Origin of the sequence: Bacillus sp. es.036, from assembly GCF_002563635.1 — a bacterium.
GTDB lineage: Bacteria > Bacillota > Bacilli > Bacillales > Guptibacillaceae > Guptibacillus.
This window is the reverse complement of sequence record NZ_PDIZ01000001.1, coordinates 1,703,042-1,717,950: the sequence shown is the minus strand read 5'-3', so window position 1 is coordinate 1,717,950 and position 14,909 is coordinate 1,703,042. Positions and strand designations below refer to the sequence as shown.

17 protein-coding genes and 7 tRNA genes are annotated in these 14,909 nt (G+C 39.8%); 14 read left to right on the top strand and 10 right to left on the bottom strand.

All coding sequences use genetic code 11. The features are described 5' to 3' along the window. Positions 1-52: 52 nt before the first annotated feature. Positions 53-2,755 (bottom strand): PBP1A family penicillin-binding protein, encoded by a 2,703-nt coding sequence (locus ATG70_RS08750; RefSeq protein ID WP_098443933.1) that lies wholly within the window; start codon positions 2,753-2,755, stop codon positions 53-55. Between the two features lie 81 nt (positions 2,756-2,836). Next, complete coding sequence (gene recU / locus ATG70_RS08745; RefSeq protein WP_179886229.1) at positions 2,837-3,439, bottom strand: Holliday junction resolvase RecU; 603 nt, start codon at positions 3,437-3,439, stop codon at positions 2,837-2,839. A 98-nt stretch (positions 3,440-3,537) separates the two neighbouring features. Between recU and ATG70_RS08740 the strand changes: the two genes are divergently transcribed. The 5 genes from ATG70_RS08740 (at position 3,538) to ATG70_RS08720 (ending at position 6,705) form a co-directional block, all read left to right on the top strand. Then, positions 3,538-4,497, top strand: coding sequence for a DUF2515 family protein (locus tag ATG70_RS08740; protein WP_179886228.1), 960 nt, complete (start codon positions 3,538-3,540; stop codon positions 4,495-4,497). Positions 4,498-4,824: 327 nt separating this feature from the next. Beyond that, on the top strand, positions 4,825-5,322 hold the full coding sequence (locus ATG70_RS08735) for a MerR family transcriptional regulator (protein WP_098443930.1): 498 nt from the start codon (positions 4,825-4,827) through the stop codon (positions 5,320-5,322). Positions 5,323-5,429: 107 nt separating this feature from the next. Continuing rightward, on the top strand, positions 5,430-5,792 hold the full coding sequence (locus ATG70_RS08730) for a YppE family protein (RefSeq protein ID WP_098443929.1): 363 nt from the start codon (positions 5,430-5,432) through the stop codon (positions 5,790-5,792). 101 nt (positions 5,793-5,893) lie between these two features. Next, the gene (locus ATG70_RS08725) at positions 5,894-6,145 is read left to right on the top strand and encodes a DNA alkylation repair protein (protein ID WP_098443928.1); all 252 of its coding nucleotides are present in this window, start codon (positions 5,894-5,896) and stop codon (positions 6,143-6,145) included. A gap of 53 nt (positions 6,146-6,198) precedes the next feature. Next, a complete protein-coding gene (locus ATG70_RS08720; RefSeq protein WP_098443927.1) occupies positions 6,199-6,705 on the top strand; it encodes a hypothetical protein in 507 nt (168 codons plus the stop codon). A gap of 50 nt (positions 6,706-6,755) precedes the next feature. Here the strand turns inward: ATG70_RS08720 and ATG70_RS08715 are convergent, their stop codons facing one another. Then, complete coding sequence (locus ATG70_RS08715; protein WP_098443926.1) at positions 6,756-6,959, bottom strand: alpha/beta-type small acid-soluble spore protein; 204 nt, start codon at positions 6,957-6,959, stop codon at positions 6,756-6,758. Positions 6,960-7,135: 176 nt separating this feature from the next. Between ATG70_RS08715 and ATG70_RS22470 the strand changes: the two genes are divergently transcribed. Both ATG70_RS22470 and ATG70_RS08710 read left to right on the top strand, forming a co-directional pair. Beyond that, complete coding sequence (locus ATG70_RS22470) at positions 7,136-7,300, top strand: hypothetical protein (protein WP_179886227.1); 165 nt, start codon at positions 7,136-7,138, stop codon at positions 7,298-7,300. Positions 7,301-7,520: 220 nt separating this feature from the next. After that, positions 7,521-8,723, top strand: a complete 1,203-nt coding sequence (locus ATG70_RS08710; protein ID WP_098443925.1) for a D-alanyl-D-alanine carboxypeptidase family protein — start codon at positions 7,521-7,523, stop codon at positions 8,721-8,723. A gap of 30 nt (positions 8,724-8,753) precedes the next feature. On the opposite strand, the gene ATG70_RS08705 is transcribed toward ATG70_RS08710, so the two are convergent. The 7 genes from ATG70_RS08705 to kynU form a co-directional block, all read right to left on the bottom strand. Next, positions 8,754-9,668, bottom strand: coding sequence for an NAD(P)/FAD-dependent oxidoreductase (locus ATG70_RS08705; protein WP_257147649.1), 915 nt, complete (start codon positions 9,666-9,668; stop codon positions 8,754-8,756). Between the two features lie 11 nt (positions 9,669-9,679). Then, entirely contained in the window at positions 9,680-10,213 is a 534-nt protein-coding gene (locus ATG70_RS08700; protein WP_098443924.1) for a 5' nucleotidase, NT5C type, read from the bottom strand. Between the two features lie 108 nt (positions 10,214-10,321). Continuing rightward, a complete protein-coding gene (locus ATG70_RS22170) occupies positions 10,322-10,417 on the bottom strand; it encodes a YjcZ family sporulation protein (RefSeq protein ID WP_142329607.1) in 96 nt (31 codons plus the stop codon). Positions 10,418-10,599: 182 nt separating this feature from the next. Further along, the gene (locus ATG70_RS08690; protein WP_098443922.1) at positions 10,600-11,982 is read right to left on the bottom strand and encodes an alanine/glycine:cation symporter family protein; all 1,383 of its coding nucleotides are present in this window, start codon (positions 11,980-11,982) and stop codon (positions 10,600-10,602) included. A gap of 123 nt (positions 11,983-12,105) precedes the next feature. Next, entirely contained in the window at positions 12,106-12,390 is a 285-nt protein-coding gene (locus ATG70_RS08685; protein WP_098443921.1) for a spore coat protein, read from the bottom strand. 11 nt (positions 12,391-12,401) lie between these two features. Beyond that, positions 12,402-12,587 carry a hypothetical protein gene (locus tag ATG70_RS08680; protein WP_098443920.1) on the bottom strand — a complete coding sequence of 62 codons (186 nt, stop codon included), beginning with the start codon at positions 12,585-12,587 and terminating at the stop codon, positions 12,402-12,404. A gap of 64 nt (positions 12,588-12,651) precedes the next feature. Then, positions 12,652-13,938, bottom strand: a complete 1,287-nt coding sequence (kynU, locus tag ATG70_RS08675) for a kynureninase (protein WP_373560779.1) — start codon at positions 13,936-13,938, stop codon at positions 12,652-12,654. A 153-nt stretch (positions 13,939-14,091) separates the two neighbouring features. Here kynU and ATG70_RS08670 point away from each other — a divergent pair. From ATG70_RS08670 to ATG70_RS08640, 7 genes are all read left to right on the top strand, one after another. After that, positions 14,092-14,176, top strand: a tRNA-Leu gene (locus ATG70_RS08670). A 10-nt stretch (positions 14,177-14,186) separates the two neighbouring features. Next, positions 14,187-14,263: transfer RNA gene (locus ATG70_RS08665), tRNA-Arg, on the top strand. A gap of 14 nt (positions 14,264-14,277) precedes the next feature. Further along, positions 14,278-14,354: transfer RNA gene (locus ATG70_RS08660), tRNA-Met, on the top strand. A 17-nt stretch (positions 14,355-14,371) separates the two neighbouring features. Then, a tRNA-Tyr gene (locus ATG70_RS08655) sits at positions 14,372-14,456 on the top strand. A gap of 4 nt (positions 14,457-14,460) precedes the next feature. Continuing rightward, positions 14,461-14,535: transfer RNA gene (locus tag ATG70_RS08650), tRNA-Gln, on the top strand. A gap of 3 nt (positions 14,536-14,538) precedes the next feature. Further along, positions 14,539-14,612, top strand: a tRNA-Gly gene (locus ATG70_RS08645). 94 nt (positions 14,613-14,706) lie between these two features. Beyond that, a tRNA-Arg gene (locus ATG70_RS08640) sits at positions 14,707-14,780 on the top strand. The last annotated feature ends 129 nt before the right edge of the window (positions 14,781-14,909 follow it).

Here is a 14,909-nt window from a genome sequence, read left to right as displayed (position 1 = left end):
AAATAAGAAAGAAAAGCCCACTCTGCGTATACGCAGAGTGGGCTTTTGAACTTTATTCGTTTTCATTTGCAGGTGGAGTATTAGCTGGAGCGTCTCCCTCTGGAGCGGGTTCTTCAGTATTCTCGGTATCTTCAGGATTATCAGGCTCAGTTGTTCCAGCATTGTTACCAGAACCATCTTCACCATTACCTCCTGAACCGTTGTTGCCCTGGTTCCCTTGATCCTCTCCACCGCCAGCATTTCCACCTTGATCATCGGCAGGAGGCTCTTCTTCATCTCCCTGATTCCCTTCGGTGTCGCCGCTACCGTCTTCACCTTGGTCATTACTTCCTTCTTCAGGTGGTGTTTCGCCTTCTTCTTCAGGATTTTCTTCTTCTGCCGGCTCTTCAGGCTCCTCTGATTCTTCTTCTTTCGGAACTGATACAGAAGTTTCAGCTGGTTTCGTTGAAACGCCTGAATCTGATACGGCTGTTACTTTAAATTTATATTCGCTACCTTTTTCAACATTTTGTACGGTAAATCCAGTGTCACCGGTTTCCGTCAACCCTTGATAGCCACCGCCGTTTACAGCCATTTCGACTTTATAGGTGAAGGATTTATCTTCACCAGGCTGCCAAGAAAGGGCAAGGCTATTAGAATCAGCATTGTACTGGGCAGATAGACCTTTTACGCCATCAGGTTGTTCGTATTTGGTAGACGTTTTTTCTGGCGTGCTTCCTTTTACAAAAAGTTCATACACGATTTGATCTTTCGGTGTGTAGTCACTTGGAAGAAGCCCCGTACTTTTTTCTACGCCAACTTCTACAACAGAATCAGGTTTCTGGAAGTCAGCCGTGTTAATGCCTTCTGATACTTGGCTCATAATTTCTTTAAATATCAGTTTAGACGTATCGTCTTCCCCTTTATTTGAATCAAGATAGTGGGCATTTGGTTCGTTGTATCCTGTCCAAACGGCCATCGAGTATTCAGTCGTGTATCCAGCAAACCAGGCATCTTTTACAATTCCTGAGGTAGGAAACCCTTGTTGCTGAACGACAGCCGAATCGTGGTTTGTTGTACCAGTTTTACCGGCAACAGGTAGACCAGGTATTTTGGCATCCGTTCCTGTTCCTTCATCGACAACCGATTTTAGCATATCGCTAATCATATAAGCAGTATAATCATTCATTGCCTTCTCCGGTTCAGGCTCAACATTAATTTCTTTTCCATCCGGGAAGACCACTTTTCGAACGGTATGTGGTTCGTTGTACGTTCCACCATTACCAAATGCCGCATATGCACCAGTCATTTGGAGGGGAGAAGTGCTAAATGTTCCAATCGCAGCGGTAGGAACCATATCGCTATCTTCTAGTCCCATACCAAGTTTATTTGCGAACTCTTGAGCAGGTTTTTCTCCAACTTCAAGGAACGTGTTTACAGCCGGTACGTTATAAGACATTTCAAGAGCACGTCTCATCGAAACCTGACCACGGTATTCGCGGTCCCAGTTTCGGATATTTGCATCACCTATTTGTAATGGCTCATCTTTAATGGATCGGCCAGTTGACCACTGCTTGTTTTCAATGGCAGGTCCGTAAGCAATGATTGGCTTAGCCGTTGATCCTGGCTGAAACTGGCCAGTTGTAGCGTACGTGATGACACTCTCATCTTTCCGAGTTTCACCAATTGCGCGGATAGAACCAGTCTTCGTATCCATTAGGACAAGACCTGAACGCATATCTTCATTTGAATATGGATAGTTTGCAATCACATTAGACGTAATATCCTGAGCGCGAGTATCAAGTGTTGTATAAATTTCAAGTCCACCTGAGTAAATATCTTTTTCAGAAATATCATCTCGATCGCGCAGTTCTTTGACAACTTGGTCCATAAAGACTTTATATTGATCGTTTTCTTTCTCTTCCGTAAGGGCTACAATCATATCACTAACCTTTTCAGCCTGATATTTATCAGCTTCTTCGGCAGTAATAACACCCTGCTTTTCCATTAAGCTAAGAACAACATTTCGACGCTGTTCAGCTTGATCTGGATATTCATATGGATTGTAGTAAGTAGGACGTTGTGGTAGACCTGCAAGAAGTGCAGCCTCACCTGGTGTTAATTCCTCTTCAGTAATGTTTTTGCCAAAGTATGTTTCGGCGGCATCGACAACACCCCAAGCTCCGTTACCGAAATAGATCTTATTCAAATACATTTCGAGAATTTGATCTTTTGAATATTCTTGCTCAAGCTTAATGGATAAATAAGCTTCTTGAACTTTTCGTTCTAACGATTTTTCAGATGTTAAAAGAGAGTTTTTAATTACCTGTTGCGTAATTGTACTGGCTCCTTCAGCTCCAAAACCGTTTGTAATGTTTGCAAGAACGGCTCCACCAATTCTTCTTGGGTCAATACCAAAGTGTTCATAGAAACGAGTATCTTCAACTGAGACAAACGCACTTTTTAGAACATCTGGTATTTCATCGATTTTTGCTACTTCTCTTGCATCAGCACCTTCGATTGTTTGAACCTCTTCATCATCTCGGTCAAGAATGACAGATGACTGTGGATTTGTAAGCTTATCAGGATCAAGCTCCGGTGCACTATTGATATAGGCAATTGCTGTTATGCCTCCAGCGACTAAACCGACTAGAAATAAAACAACTAATGTAAGAAAGATTTTTTTGAAAATGCTTTTCTTACCTGATTTTTTGGGAGCTTTCTGCTTCTTACTACTTGTTTTACGTCTTTCTTGACGTGATTGATATTCACTCATGAATATTCCTGCCTTTCAAACCTGTACTAGTAATAGGATTCGAATGAATCCATTGTTTTATGAATTAAATAGAAGACTTCATTAGCTGAAATACATTTTATCAATAATTTTCAGATAGTCAATGCGTGGCTGAAAGGTATATGGGATATGTGTGCCTTCTTTTTCAATCTCTTGTTTTTTAATCGATTTCCTGCCGCCATCTTTCATTAATTGCCAATGAGAAAAGAGAGCAACTGCGTCAAGTAAAAAAACCTCATCGGTGATTGAAAAGCGGAGAAGGACAAAACAAATTCCATCATGATCATGCACTTGTTTCATATGACTGATCTGATGTTCATGAAAATTATTTAAAGGGAAGGACGTTTTGTTCTTCGTTTCTTTGGCTTCAAAATCGATGTATTTTCCTTTATAGACTCCATTATAATCGGTAGTCGAAGCCTGTTTGAAGTAAGCTTCTTTAATAACAGCCGCACTCCGTTTCGGATAATCAACATTAACAATTTGTACGGGGGTAGGCTTTTTGTGAATAACGGCTTTACCTGTTGAGAGATAATACGTATTACTCTGATTAATATCCTCTTCTAGTGTCATACCTCGATTGCTATATGACTTTTGTTTTTGACTTGCCAGCTGATTCTGAGCCGAAGGGACGTACGGCTTTCCGTTCGGATATCGAATCGGCACGTTAATCATCCTTTCTATTTCGAAGGTGCACTGAATCTATTTTACTTTACTTAATACGAGTTGTACGACAAAAATGTTTCAAGCAGGTGAAAAATGTTGTGAAAAACGCGTTGGAGATCATTCGTCAAATTAGAAGAGAAACGAAAAAGTGGAATAGGGATAATATTTCACGTACCGTATTTTATCATCACTATTATCAACGGAATCCAGAAATTAAATGGGCATTTTTAGCTTCAATGGTTTCTCGGAATGCAGGTTGGAGTATGTGTGATTTACAAGGAGAGTGGTTTCCAAAAGCATTAACGAAGAAACAATTAATCAACTTCTTCATGACATATGAACGCGCGAATTGGACAATATTTGATGATGCAGCGCCACAGCTTATGCTATACGAAGTTAGCAAAAGAAGAAATAAACCTTTTTTTGATCTTGGACAAAAATTAGGAATATCGAATTTTATTTTGCGGGAATGGGAAAAGTTTTTTCAAACTGGTGATGAAGAGCGTTTAATGACGGCGCTAATTATAAATGAACAGCACGTGATTGAAGCGCCAGTAATGGAACATCATACGTATGCAAAAGAAGTTTTTCATTCTTTCTTTTTTACAATTCAAGATTGGTTTCATTTTAGTACGGTACTTTTTCCAACTATGAGAGGTGAGTTATACGGTTTGTCTGTCAGTCGTTTCCGACATACAAAAGATCGCATTGAGCTTGGGAAAAAATTAGCTAAGCTGCTCTTTCATCCGACATACTTTGAAGAGTTTTATCGTTTCGCCACAAATACGTATCCTACAGGGGCGCGATTTGACTATGAACGGTATATGAATAAAAAGCGAGAAGGCAAGATGTTACGGCAAGTTTATCCGCTCATTCATCATCATCGAAAAGAAAGACAGGATTGGTACCATGGGCAATCACTCGTAAAGAAAATGCTAAAAAATGACGTAACGCTTCCAGCTGAACTTGCCTTATCGGATTGGTATGAAAAGAAAAGAAGTGAAATTCGTATTGCTGTTGAAATAGAAAATTTGCTCATGAAAAAAAGCAGGAGATAACCCTGCTTTAAGTGGAAGGACGATCGGGGCCTTCCGTTTTCTTGTTTCCGTACCCAGTTTTCGGTTCTTGCTGTTTTGTTTTCTGATTTGGTTTATCGAATTTTTGTTTTTTGTTCATTTGTACCACCTCCTACTCTTAGTTTGATCAGATGTTACAAAATCATGCCCCTTCTTTGTCGAAATTACTTTCCTTTAGCAGTAAACCACTACCTTTGACGAAACCGTTCTAGTTTTGTCAGCGAGGAAGGCAATGAAGAGAGGAAAGAGAATATGTATTATACAAACTTACAGGCAAAGGCCTGAGAATGACAGAAGGGATGGGATTGCATGTTATTGAAAACAAAGCAGGTTTCAGATGAACTTGGTGTAAACCCTACTACTGTTCAAAGGTGGGTAAAGTATTTCGATTTAGCATGTGAGAAGAATGAACTTGGACATTTTCTTTTTTCGAGCGAGACAGTTGAGGAACTAAAATCGATTAAAAACGATTTAAGAAGGGGTTACTCAATGGAAAAAATCAAATCATCAGGAACGGGCGGTTCACAAGAACAGGTTATGATAACTCCAGAACGATTTGAACAAAGGCTAGATCGTTTTTCAGTAAGATTGGAGCAGCTTGAGCGTCAGTTGGAGGAAAAAGCGAATGAAGTGATTACCGTGCAAGTTCTCCAGCACCGAACAGAACTAGATGAATTAATGCAAAAAATAAACATGTTGGAAGAAAAATTGATTGAGCTTGAAGATCACACGTCTATACAAGAGGCAGTAGGTCAGTCGACGGGCAAAGGAAAGCGTCCCTGGATCATGAGTCTGTTCAGTTTCTAGAAAGAGTTGAATATGGTTCCCTTCTGACCTTATGTCCCTATTGGATATAAGGTTTTTGTATGTAAACGATTATCGTGTGTTAGGATAGATTGGTGGGGGTGAGGATCATGCAAAACACACAAAAATTACGTGAATTGACTAAGAAGTTATTACAAATAAATGAAGAAGCAAGAGTGCAATATACAACGCGCACTCACCTTGATGACTATAAGGTGAATTTTTATGAAGAAGTGAAACCATTTGCTGATCGAGCATTAATGCTTCTTAAAGATTGGGAGCCTTTAGCGAGGGAATGGGTTATGTACAATAAACCTAAATATTTGTATCCAATTCAAATTAAGAATACGTTTGAAAATATTGAAATGATTTCGGTTGTTGCCTGGCAAAAAGATACAGGGCCAAAAAAATTCAATGAGCGGGTACAATCGGTTGAATATGTGTTAGAAAAGTTAATGGAGGAAGTGAAGTGAGACGGGAGAGATTCCCGTTAGAATATTAAATTTCACATACCATACTAAATGAATAAAATTTCCTTTTTTAGTGGAACACTAATAAAAAAGGGAGTGAGTTTATGACAGCATATTTGTGTCCTAGATGTAAGACGAATCGTATGAGATTTAATAAAATTGAGCAAAAAGCTACTTCAGTGAAGTTAGACCCAGAGTCAGGAGAAGTCGTTTCTGTTATGGAGGAAGGGAAAGCGGATCCTTTTCATATGGAATACAAAGGACCAAATGTCAGAGTTCAATGTGCTGCATGTGGTGAAATTGGAGATGAAGAAACGTTTATTCAATTTGCTAAATCTCACCCGCGTCATTCCTAACTACTTGTCCCTCTAGCATTCATGATATAGTGAAACGATAGGGGGGTAACGGTATGTTTGATCCAACCATTTATGAAAATGTTAAAGTAGTCTTAGAAGGAGAACTTTATGATCGGGATCTTGAAGGAGAGATCTCGATCGTAAGTCGCGAAGATTTGGTAGATCTCGCATCGCTTTCAAGAAAATACCTGATGAAGTTTACTGGAAATGAAGATGTTTATGTGACAATCGAGCTATTCGCCGACCTCGCTAATTTTAGTGCGGAACAGCTACAGCTAGACCAGATTGAACCTGGATGTGAAATTAAAATATACTTCGATGTCGTCATATCAGATGAAGAAGATTGTGCTGAAATTGAAGAAGACATCCGTAGTATCTGGGGATATCGTCCGACTATACGTCAAACTGTTTCTTTTCCTTATGCAGAAAATCAACAGGATATTTCATTATCCACACAGGTTTTATTAGAATTTAACCGTAAAATTAATGAAGATCAAATTAGTGATTTAGGTGATCTTATTGAATATGCGATTCAAACATCTAATCTTCTTGGAGAATAAGAAGAAGGCGGATTTCTCCGCCTCCTTTATCCATACTATTCAGTTAGCGATTAGTAGCTCCCGCCGCCCATTTGTTGTTCAGCCATTTGGACAAGACGTTTTGTGATTTCTCCTCCAACAGAACCGTTAGAGCGAGCAGTGGAGTCTGGACCAAGTTGAACTCCGAATTCACTTGCAATTTCGTACTTCATTTGATCTAAAGCTTGTTGTACACCAGGGACTACCAGATTGTTTGAGCTATTGTTGTTTGCCATGTTGTGTACACCTCCTTGACTAATATGATGCTCAGGAGAAAGACTTGCTATACAACTTTATTAAAGGGACATTATGGTAAAAAAACGCTTTAAGTTTTCTGAAAATTTAGAGGATTAAAAGCTTCTTAATCGAATTTAGTTATGTATAACACGTACAAACTGGAGGGGATTCGAGTATGGATCGTTTTATAAAAAAGTCAGGATTTTACCAGAACTTTGACAAAAAAAGAGTAGAATATTGGATGGTGTTAACAGAAGACAATAAAATACTTGTATCCTGGCTATGTTGGAGTACGCCACAACATATTGTAGAACAATGGAAAGGCTCCTATGCTTCTTAACAAGACCGCTTTGAGCGGTTTTTTATTTTGTTATTTTAAATTTTTAGCAACGATTCGTTTTAAGTTAAAAGTTTGTTGATTAGGGTGTATAGAAATAAACTATGTTCAGATGGCGGATAGGAGGCTATAATTAAATGCGGATCAGGTCTTTTTTACTAGACAATTCATTCAGAAATAGAACGAATAATGTAGTTAGCACGTAATAGAAAGAGGAGCTTCCATGAGTTTAAAACACATTGCGCATCTTATTGTCGTTATCTGCATAACAACGAGTTTGATTCCTGTCGTAACATCTGCAAAAGAAACGCCAACCATTAGAAGTGAGACCGCGATCCTTATTGATGGAAAGACAGGACAGGTTCTTTATGAGAAAAACAGCTCAGAAGAAATGTATCCTGCGAGTATTACGAAAATTGCAACCGCATTAATGGCAGTAAAGTCCAATAAAATGGATGAGATGGTTACTGTTAGCGAAAATGCACGGGCAGCAGAAGGTACGAGAGTTTATTTAAAGGAAGGAGAAACAGTCCCTTTAGATAAATTAGTAAAAGGTATGATGATTAATTCAGGAAATGATGCCGCCATTGCTATTGCAGAGCATTTGAGTGGAGATGTGGAATCGTTTTCTAATGAATTAAATGAATTTTTAAGTGAAGAAGTAGGTGTTCAGAACACTCACTTTGTAAATCCTAACGGTCTTTTTGATAAAGAGCATCTTACGACTGCAGAGGATATGGCAAAAATCACCCATTATGCGATGAAGAATGAAGAGTTTCGATCACTATTTGGAATGAAACAAATGATGTGGAACGGGGAAGACTGGGAGACGACCCTTATCAATCACCATCGCCTCTTACTTGATTACGATTTCGTTACTGGTGGAAAGAATGGCTATGTATCAAAATCTGGTTTTACCCTTGTCACGACTGCTTCGAAAGGTGATCAAGAATTAATTGCTGTTACGATGAAAGCAACAGATGACAAAATCGCTTATCAGGATACGTTAAATCTTCTTAATTATGGATTTAGTGACTTTACACCGGTTGAGTTTGAGAAAGGAACTGAACTGGGCGTTGTCAATCAAAAGAAATACAGTCTTTCAGAGGACATTACTCTGTATCAAAATGACGATTATCCGATCGATCTTACATTATCAAATGAAAACCAACTTGTGAGTGTAGGAAATTCATATCGTTCAAATCTTGATTTAGAGTTATTAACCACAACTTCTATAGAAAGTAACGCTCCTGAGCAAAAAACTGAAGCTAAACCTGTTGCACAAGTTAAGGATGAGGAAACTGAATCCATTTTTTCAAGTAGCACGATCCTTTATCTAGGGATTGGCATTTTTCTCTTCATTATCATTTGTTTGATTTTGGGAAGAAGCAATACTTCTGTCAAAAGACATCGTACATTTCCATAAATAAAACTAAAAAGGACCTGTGGGTCCTTTTTAATTTTCTAGATAAAACGAGAGTTGTTTCACAGCCGTCATTCCCTGGCCAACTGCAGAAGCGATGCTAGACAAAAGTGGGCGCGTACAAACATCTCCAGCAGCATACACGTAGGGAAGTGATGTTTCACCATCTGCATTGCAATTGATATAGCCTTCGTCATCAAGTGCAATACCTTCACTGTAAGGTCCGGTATTTGGTTGGACACCAATTCGAATAAACACACCATCCACTTCAATTGTTTCATGAAGATCTTTACTAGATAAAGATAAAACTTTCCTACCTTTTCCCTTTATTCCAGTTACGACTGTTCCGGTAAGGATCGAGATGTTTTCATGTTCCATCACAGGATCTTTATATTCTTGACGAGCTTTAAAGTGATCAGAACGGTGAATAAGGGTTACTCGAGAGCCAGCTTCAGCAAGTAGTAAGGCACCCTCAAAAGCTCGATCGCCTCCGCCAATTACAGCGACGTCCTTATTAATAAATTTAGATTTATCTCTAGTAGCTGAATATACTTCTTTCTGATCGATCATTTCCTGTTCACCGGGAACATGGAGTTTTCGAGGTGATGATCCTGTAGCAATGAGCAAAGAGCGAAATTCATATGTATCATCAGCGATTGTTTTAAGAATTTTTTTCTTCCAATCAATTGACGTAACAGCTGAATTTAAAGCATAGTCAAAATTTATTTTGTGGGCATGTTCAGTAAGTTTTTTCTGTAGGTATTGACCGTTTGGTGCGATCATGCCAGGGTAATCGACAATTTGATTGTAGATGGTATTTAATTGACCACCGAGATCATTCTTTTCTTCAAGTAACAAATGATTTAGTCCGAGGCGTTTCGCCCATATGGCTGCTGAAATACCAGCTGGTCCTCCCCCGATAATTAAGAGGTCTTTTTTTTGGTCCACGAGTTTTGCCCTCACTTCCATGTTACAAGCCATTTCTCAAACTCTAGCCAATTGTTAACACGAGGAACATCAATGTTAGCATTATAAGGATAATTCATGGCGATCGCTGTTCTGCCAGTATTTTTAAAGGCCATTAGATTATGAGGGGCATCATCAAACAATAAGTCACCACGAATCATTTCTTTTCGATGAGAGAAAATCAAATTATTTTTACCGATAAATGGGAGGTTTTTCTCAACCCACTGTTCTTTTTCAGTATAAGCATATGTACGGCTGCTAGTTACAATTAGGACATCATAGTTCAAAGAGAGTCGTTCAAGAACTTCGATCGCATCTGGAAGAGGGTTTAAGTGAAGGAAGATACCAGGTTGATCCAGGTACTCATAAATCTTCTTTCCACATTCGCTTTTTACATAATCTTCAGAGCGCCAGCACATAAGGTTTTCAACAGAAAGATTGTCTTGATAATCTTCGTTATACCTGCGGTGCCATTCTGACATCAAATCACAAATGACAGAGTCCATATCAATTAGAAGGGTTATCATTAAATCACTTCTTTCCACATACATTCTTTATCACTATAACAGCGAATGGAAATTGGAACAATTCCACTCATACAAAAAGCAAGAACCAATTGGTTCTTGCTCAGTGGACTAGCATTTAATAAAAGCAGTTCCTACGATGATAAGCAGGATGAAAAGAACGACGATTAGCGCAAATCCATTTCCTGCAGGTTGATGACAAGGCATACCGTATGAAGCTCCAGCTACCGGCTGATAAGGCTCGTTTCCGTATGGTGCATTGTTTGCATGGTACATAGTATTAGGTCCCCCTTTAATTTCTCTTTCTTTATCACTGTATGTTGCCGTCTAGAAATGATATAGGCGGGAGCGGAGGAGAACCTAAATTAGGTGAATGTCCCAGGAAAAATTTATGAACTAATGCCTTTATCTTTTGTTTGAGCTTGCTTTAAGAAGTTGAATTTATAATCGTCGGTCAGTTCTTTTACTTCCTTACTAAGGAATAGAATGGCAATCACGTTTGGAACAACAAACAACGCGAGTGTAATATCAACGAGCTCCCAAACGAATTGAAGGCCACCAATAGCCCCGACAAAAATCGAAAGAATATAAACGAAACGCATCACTCGAGAAAAAGGAATCCCAAATAAGTACTCAGCTTGTTTTTCACCGTAAAACACGAGTACACCAATCGTACTAATAACAAAGATCAATAAGAGGGAAGAAACGAATATCGGTCCCCAGGTAGGTCCCATTAATCCAGAGAATGCATCTGATACCATATCAGCTGCATTAGAAGGCTTCACATCTTTCCAAGCTCCTGACAAAAGTACAGTGAATGCTGTAACGGTACAGAGGACGATTGTATCAATAAATACGCTGAAGATGCCCCATAATCCCTGTCTACATGGATGAGGGGTGTGTGCTGCAGAATGGGCGATTGATGCCGTACCCATCCCGGCTTCGTTCGAATAAAGTCCTCGAGCCAGTCCCCACCTAACTGCAGCAGCAAATCCCGCACCAGCAAATCCACCTGCCGCAGAGATTGGTTGAAAGGCGTGGACGAAAATTAGACTGATCACGTTCGGGAATTCCTCAATATTAATAATCATGACGCCGATCGCACCAGCAATATATGTAAGCACCATAAATGGAACGATTTTCTCAGCTACTGCGCCTATTCTTCGAATTCCACCAAAAACAACGGCGGTAATCAAAATGATTAAAATAACGCCAGTAAGCCATGTAGGTAAACCAAAAGCACTTTCAGATAGTGTTGAAATGGAGTTTGTTTGTACCATGACACTAGGTATAATTTCAATCATTAATCCAAATGCGAAGAGAGAAGAGGCAAATTTCCACCCTAACCCTTTTCTTATGTAGTACATAGGGCCACCAACATAAACGCCGTTTTTATCTTCTTCACGATATTTGATGCCGAGCACAATTTCTGAGAATTTGGTTGACATCCCAATAATGGAAACGACCCACATCCAAAAAATCGCACCAGGTCCACCGAAAGCGATGGCAACAGGAACCCCAACTATGTTCGTTGCGCCAGCAGTGGATGCGAGCGCTGAAGCAAATGCTTGGAAAGGTGAAATGGTGCCATCACCTTTTTCTTTTTTGAATACTTTACCGATCGTATGTTTTAAAGCATGGGGAAAAAATAGGATTTGAAAGAAGCCTAACCGTATTGTTAGAAATAATCCGCCGCCTAAAAGTAAGATCATCATTGGGTAACCCCAGATGAATGCGGAAAACTCGGTTATTGCATTTAAAATAGCGTCCATTGCCAACACTCCTTATATGTAGTACTAGTTTAATTATCCATATAGTGGGAGAGTGAAACGCTATTTGTAAAATTATGAAAAAATGAGCATAAAGACATAGAGCCGGTTTTCACCGGCTCCCGCTTAATGCATTTGAGGTGGCTGATTGTTTTGTTGTTGTTGCGCACCACTCAATTGGCTCTTGACTTGTTGAATTTCATTAACCTGAGCTGGCGCTGCAGGTTGGTAGTATCCTTTCTGTTTTGCGTACTGATAAAGGTTATACTGTCTTTGTTCATCTGTATTACGAATCTGTTGAAGAGCCTGTCGGAGTTGCTGATTATCAGCTTGAGATATCACGCTTCCGTAATTGCTTAAGCTACTGTTTAACACTGATAAATAGTCGTTCACCATATCTTTTTCGTTCATAAGATCCCTCCTTAGCTTAAAAAGCCCATTAGTTGTTGTTGTGTATGACGTGCATCTTGAGCATCTTTTTGTAGCATTTGTTTAAGCTGTGGGCAGGTACACGACTCCGCGTACGAATCAAGTTTGTTTGCAAGTGTTTCATGGCCGCCAATCATATGACGTAAGTTTTGAAGTTCAAGTTCATTAAGTTGACTCATCCAGTTTCCCTCCTTCATTTTAATCATGTTTAGTATGAATGGGGAGGTTTGGAAATATACAAACTTAAGCGATAACATTTCGTTTGTTAGAAAATTGTTGATACGTCTTTTCGCGCATGATGTTTTTAAGAATCTCTACAACGTAATAGACGTCTACATAAGATGAATAAAGGGCAATCGGTGCGAGTCTAATGACGTTTGGAGAACGAAAATCTGGAATGACGCCATTTTGTTTTAACGCTTTACATATACGTGCAGCTTCATCATGCTCCAAACAAACATGTCCACCGCGCCGATCATCTTCTAATGGGTTGGTAATCACAAAGCCATCTTCCCTCAGGTTTTCTTCAACAAGTTCCATTAGATACCTCGTTAGGGAAAGTGATTTTGCTCGTATCGATTCAATCCCTGCATCATTCATCAATTCTAACGATCCGATTAATGGGGCCATGCTAAAAATATGAGGTGTTCCAATTTGATAAGCGCCGGCGGTTTCTGCATGAGTAAGCGTATGACTCATATCAAATTGCACGTCCTTTTTCGAACTGAACCAACCCGCAAGTCCAGGGCGTCTTCCCAGGTGATCCTTATGAACGAAAAGGCCGCCAACTCCACCAGGTCCACTATTTAAGTATTTGTATGTACACCAAACGGCGAAATCCACCTTCCATTCATGAAGTTTATGTGGAATGGCTCCTATTGAGTGAGCCAAATCAAATCCGATGATCGCTCCTTTATCATGAGCCGCTTTCGTTAACTTCTCAATATCGAGTAATTGACCACTTCGATACAGAACAGAAGGGAGAAGAATGAGGGCAACTGTCTCATCAATCGCCTCAATAATGTCATCTTCCAATAGCGTTCTACCATCTTGACTTGTAACTTGAATAAGGTGTGTATCTGGTGATAACCCGTGAAGTTGTAATTGACTTTGAATCGCATAAATATCCGATGGAAATGTTAGAGAATCAGCAAGAATTTTCGTCTTTTTACCAGAAGGTTTAAAAAATGTAGCAAGCATCTGATGAAGGTTCGTTGTTATAGATCCGGTTGTCATGGTTTCAGAAGAATGGGCGCCAATTAAGTTAGAAGTCATTCCACCAAGGTTTTCAGGCATATAAAACCAGGGTTGTTGACCATCAGTCCAGCCGTCTATTCCATGGTGTTTCCAGTCTTCTAGTGATTGAAGAAGAGAGGATTCAGCTTTTTTTGAAAGAAGACCAAGTGAATTTCCATCCATATATAGCCTGTTCGGATTCAAATAAAATTCACGTCGGAACTTCGCAAGTGGATCTTTCTCGTCGAATTTTTTAGCATTTTCAATGGACTGTGATAAACTCATAAGAAACAGCTCCTTTTCTACCACTAATCGTATGAAAGGGATAAGGACCTGTCAACGCTTTCACTCTTTGTGTAAAAAACTTTCTATGTTTTTTTAGGATAACGATTGACTTTTTAAATGATCTAATGGTATATTATTAAACGTCGCTGATGCACAGCACATGCGGGTGTGGCGGAATTGGCAGACGCGCTAGACTTAGGATCTAGTGTCTTACGACGTGGGGGTTCAAGTCCCTTCACCCGCACCATATATTTTTTGCGCCCGTAGCTCAATTGGATAGAGCGTCTGACTACGGATCAGAAGGTTAGGGATTCGACTTCTCTCGGGCGCACCATACATAATTTAAGTGGCGGTGTAGCTCAGCTGGCTAGAGCGTACGGTTCATACCCGTGAGGTCGGGGGTTCGATCCCCTCCGCCGCTACCATATTTCAATTTCATCATGGAGGGGTAGCGAAGTGGCTAAACGCGGCGGACTGTAAATCCGCTCCCTCAGGGTTCGGCGGTTCGAATCCGTCCCCCTCCACCATGATTGGGCTATAGCCAAGCGGTAAGGCAACGGATTTTGATTCCGTCATGCGTTGGTTCGAATCCAGCTAGCCCAGCCATTTGCGGGTGTAGTTTAGTGGTAAAACCTCAGCCTTCCAAGCTGATGTCGTGGGTTCGATCCCCATCACCCGCTCCATTACATATTTTCGAGAAGAATGTCAGAACGAACTTCCCATCATAATTTAAATCATGATATACTAATGATTAGATGAGTCACTTCTCAATATCATGCGCCTTTAGCTCAGTAGGATAGAGCAACAGCCTTCTAAGCTGTGGGTCAGAGGTTCGAATCCTCTAAGGCGCATACCAATAACCCTTGAATAGAATTTCTATTCAAGGGTTTTTTTGTTCTTATACACATGAGTAAGTGCGCATGGAGGTCATTTCCAACAAACGAGTAGAGCATCTATTTTAAAGAATATTTGGGACTGAA

What these genes read in the sequence shown, in the direction of transcription:
- ATG70_RS08690 (WP_098443922.1), bottom strand. Translation starts at nt 11,982, where the DNA reads ATGGACGCTATTTTAAATGCAATAACCGAGTTTTCCGCATTCATCTGG.
- ATG70_RS08715 (WP_098443926.1), bottom strand. Translation starts at nt 6,959, where the DNA reads ATGGCAAACAACAATAGCTCAAACAATCTGGTAGTCCCTGGTGTACAA.
- ATG70_RS08735 (WP_098443930.1), top strand. Translation starts at nt 4,825, where the DNA reads ATGTTATTGAAAACAAAGCAGGTTTCAGATGAACTTGGTGTAAACCCT.
- ATG70_RS22170 (WP_142329607.1), bottom strand. Translation starts at nt 10,417, where the DNA reads ATGCCTTGTCATCAACCTGCAGGAAATGGATTTGCGCTAATCGTCGTT.
- ATG70_RS08685 (WP_098443921.1), bottom strand. Translation starts at nt 12,390, where the DNA reads ATGAACGAAAAAGATATGGTGAACGACTATTTATCAGTGTTAAACAGT.
- ATG70_RS08700 (WP_098443924.1), bottom strand. Translation starts at nt 10,213, where the DNA reads ATGATAACCCTTCTAATTGATATGGACTCTGTCATTTGTGATTTGATG.
- ATG70_RS08710 (WP_098443925.1), top strand. Translation starts at nt 7,521, where the DNA reads ATGAGTTTAAAACACATTGCGCATCTTATTGTCGTTATCTGCATAACA.
- ATG70_RS08730 (WP_098443929.1), top strand. Translation starts at nt 5,430, where the DNA reads ATGCAAAACACACAAAAATTACGTGAATTGACTAAGAAGTTATTACAA.
- ATG70_RS08725 (WP_098443928.1), top strand. Translation starts at nt 5,894, where the DNA reads ATGACAGCATATTTGTGTCCTAGATGTAAGACGAATCGTATGAGATTT.
- ATG70_RS08750 (WP_098443933.1), bottom strand. Translation starts at nt 2,755, where the DNA reads ATGAGTGAATATCAATCACGTCAAGAAAGACGTAAAACAAGTAGTAAG.
- ATG70_RS08720 (WP_098443927.1), top strand. Translation starts at nt 6,199, where the DNA reads ATGTTTGATCCAACCATTTATGAAAATGTTAAAGTAGTCTTAGAAGGA.
- ATG70_RS22470 (WP_179886227.1), top strand. Translation starts at nt 7,136, where the DNA reads ATGGATCGTTTTATAAAAAAGTCAGGATTTTACCAGAACTTTGACAAA.
- ATG70_RS08680 (WP_098443920.1), bottom strand. Translation starts at nt 12,587, where the DNA reads ATGAGTCAACTTAATGAACTTGAACTTCAAAACTTACGTCATATGATT.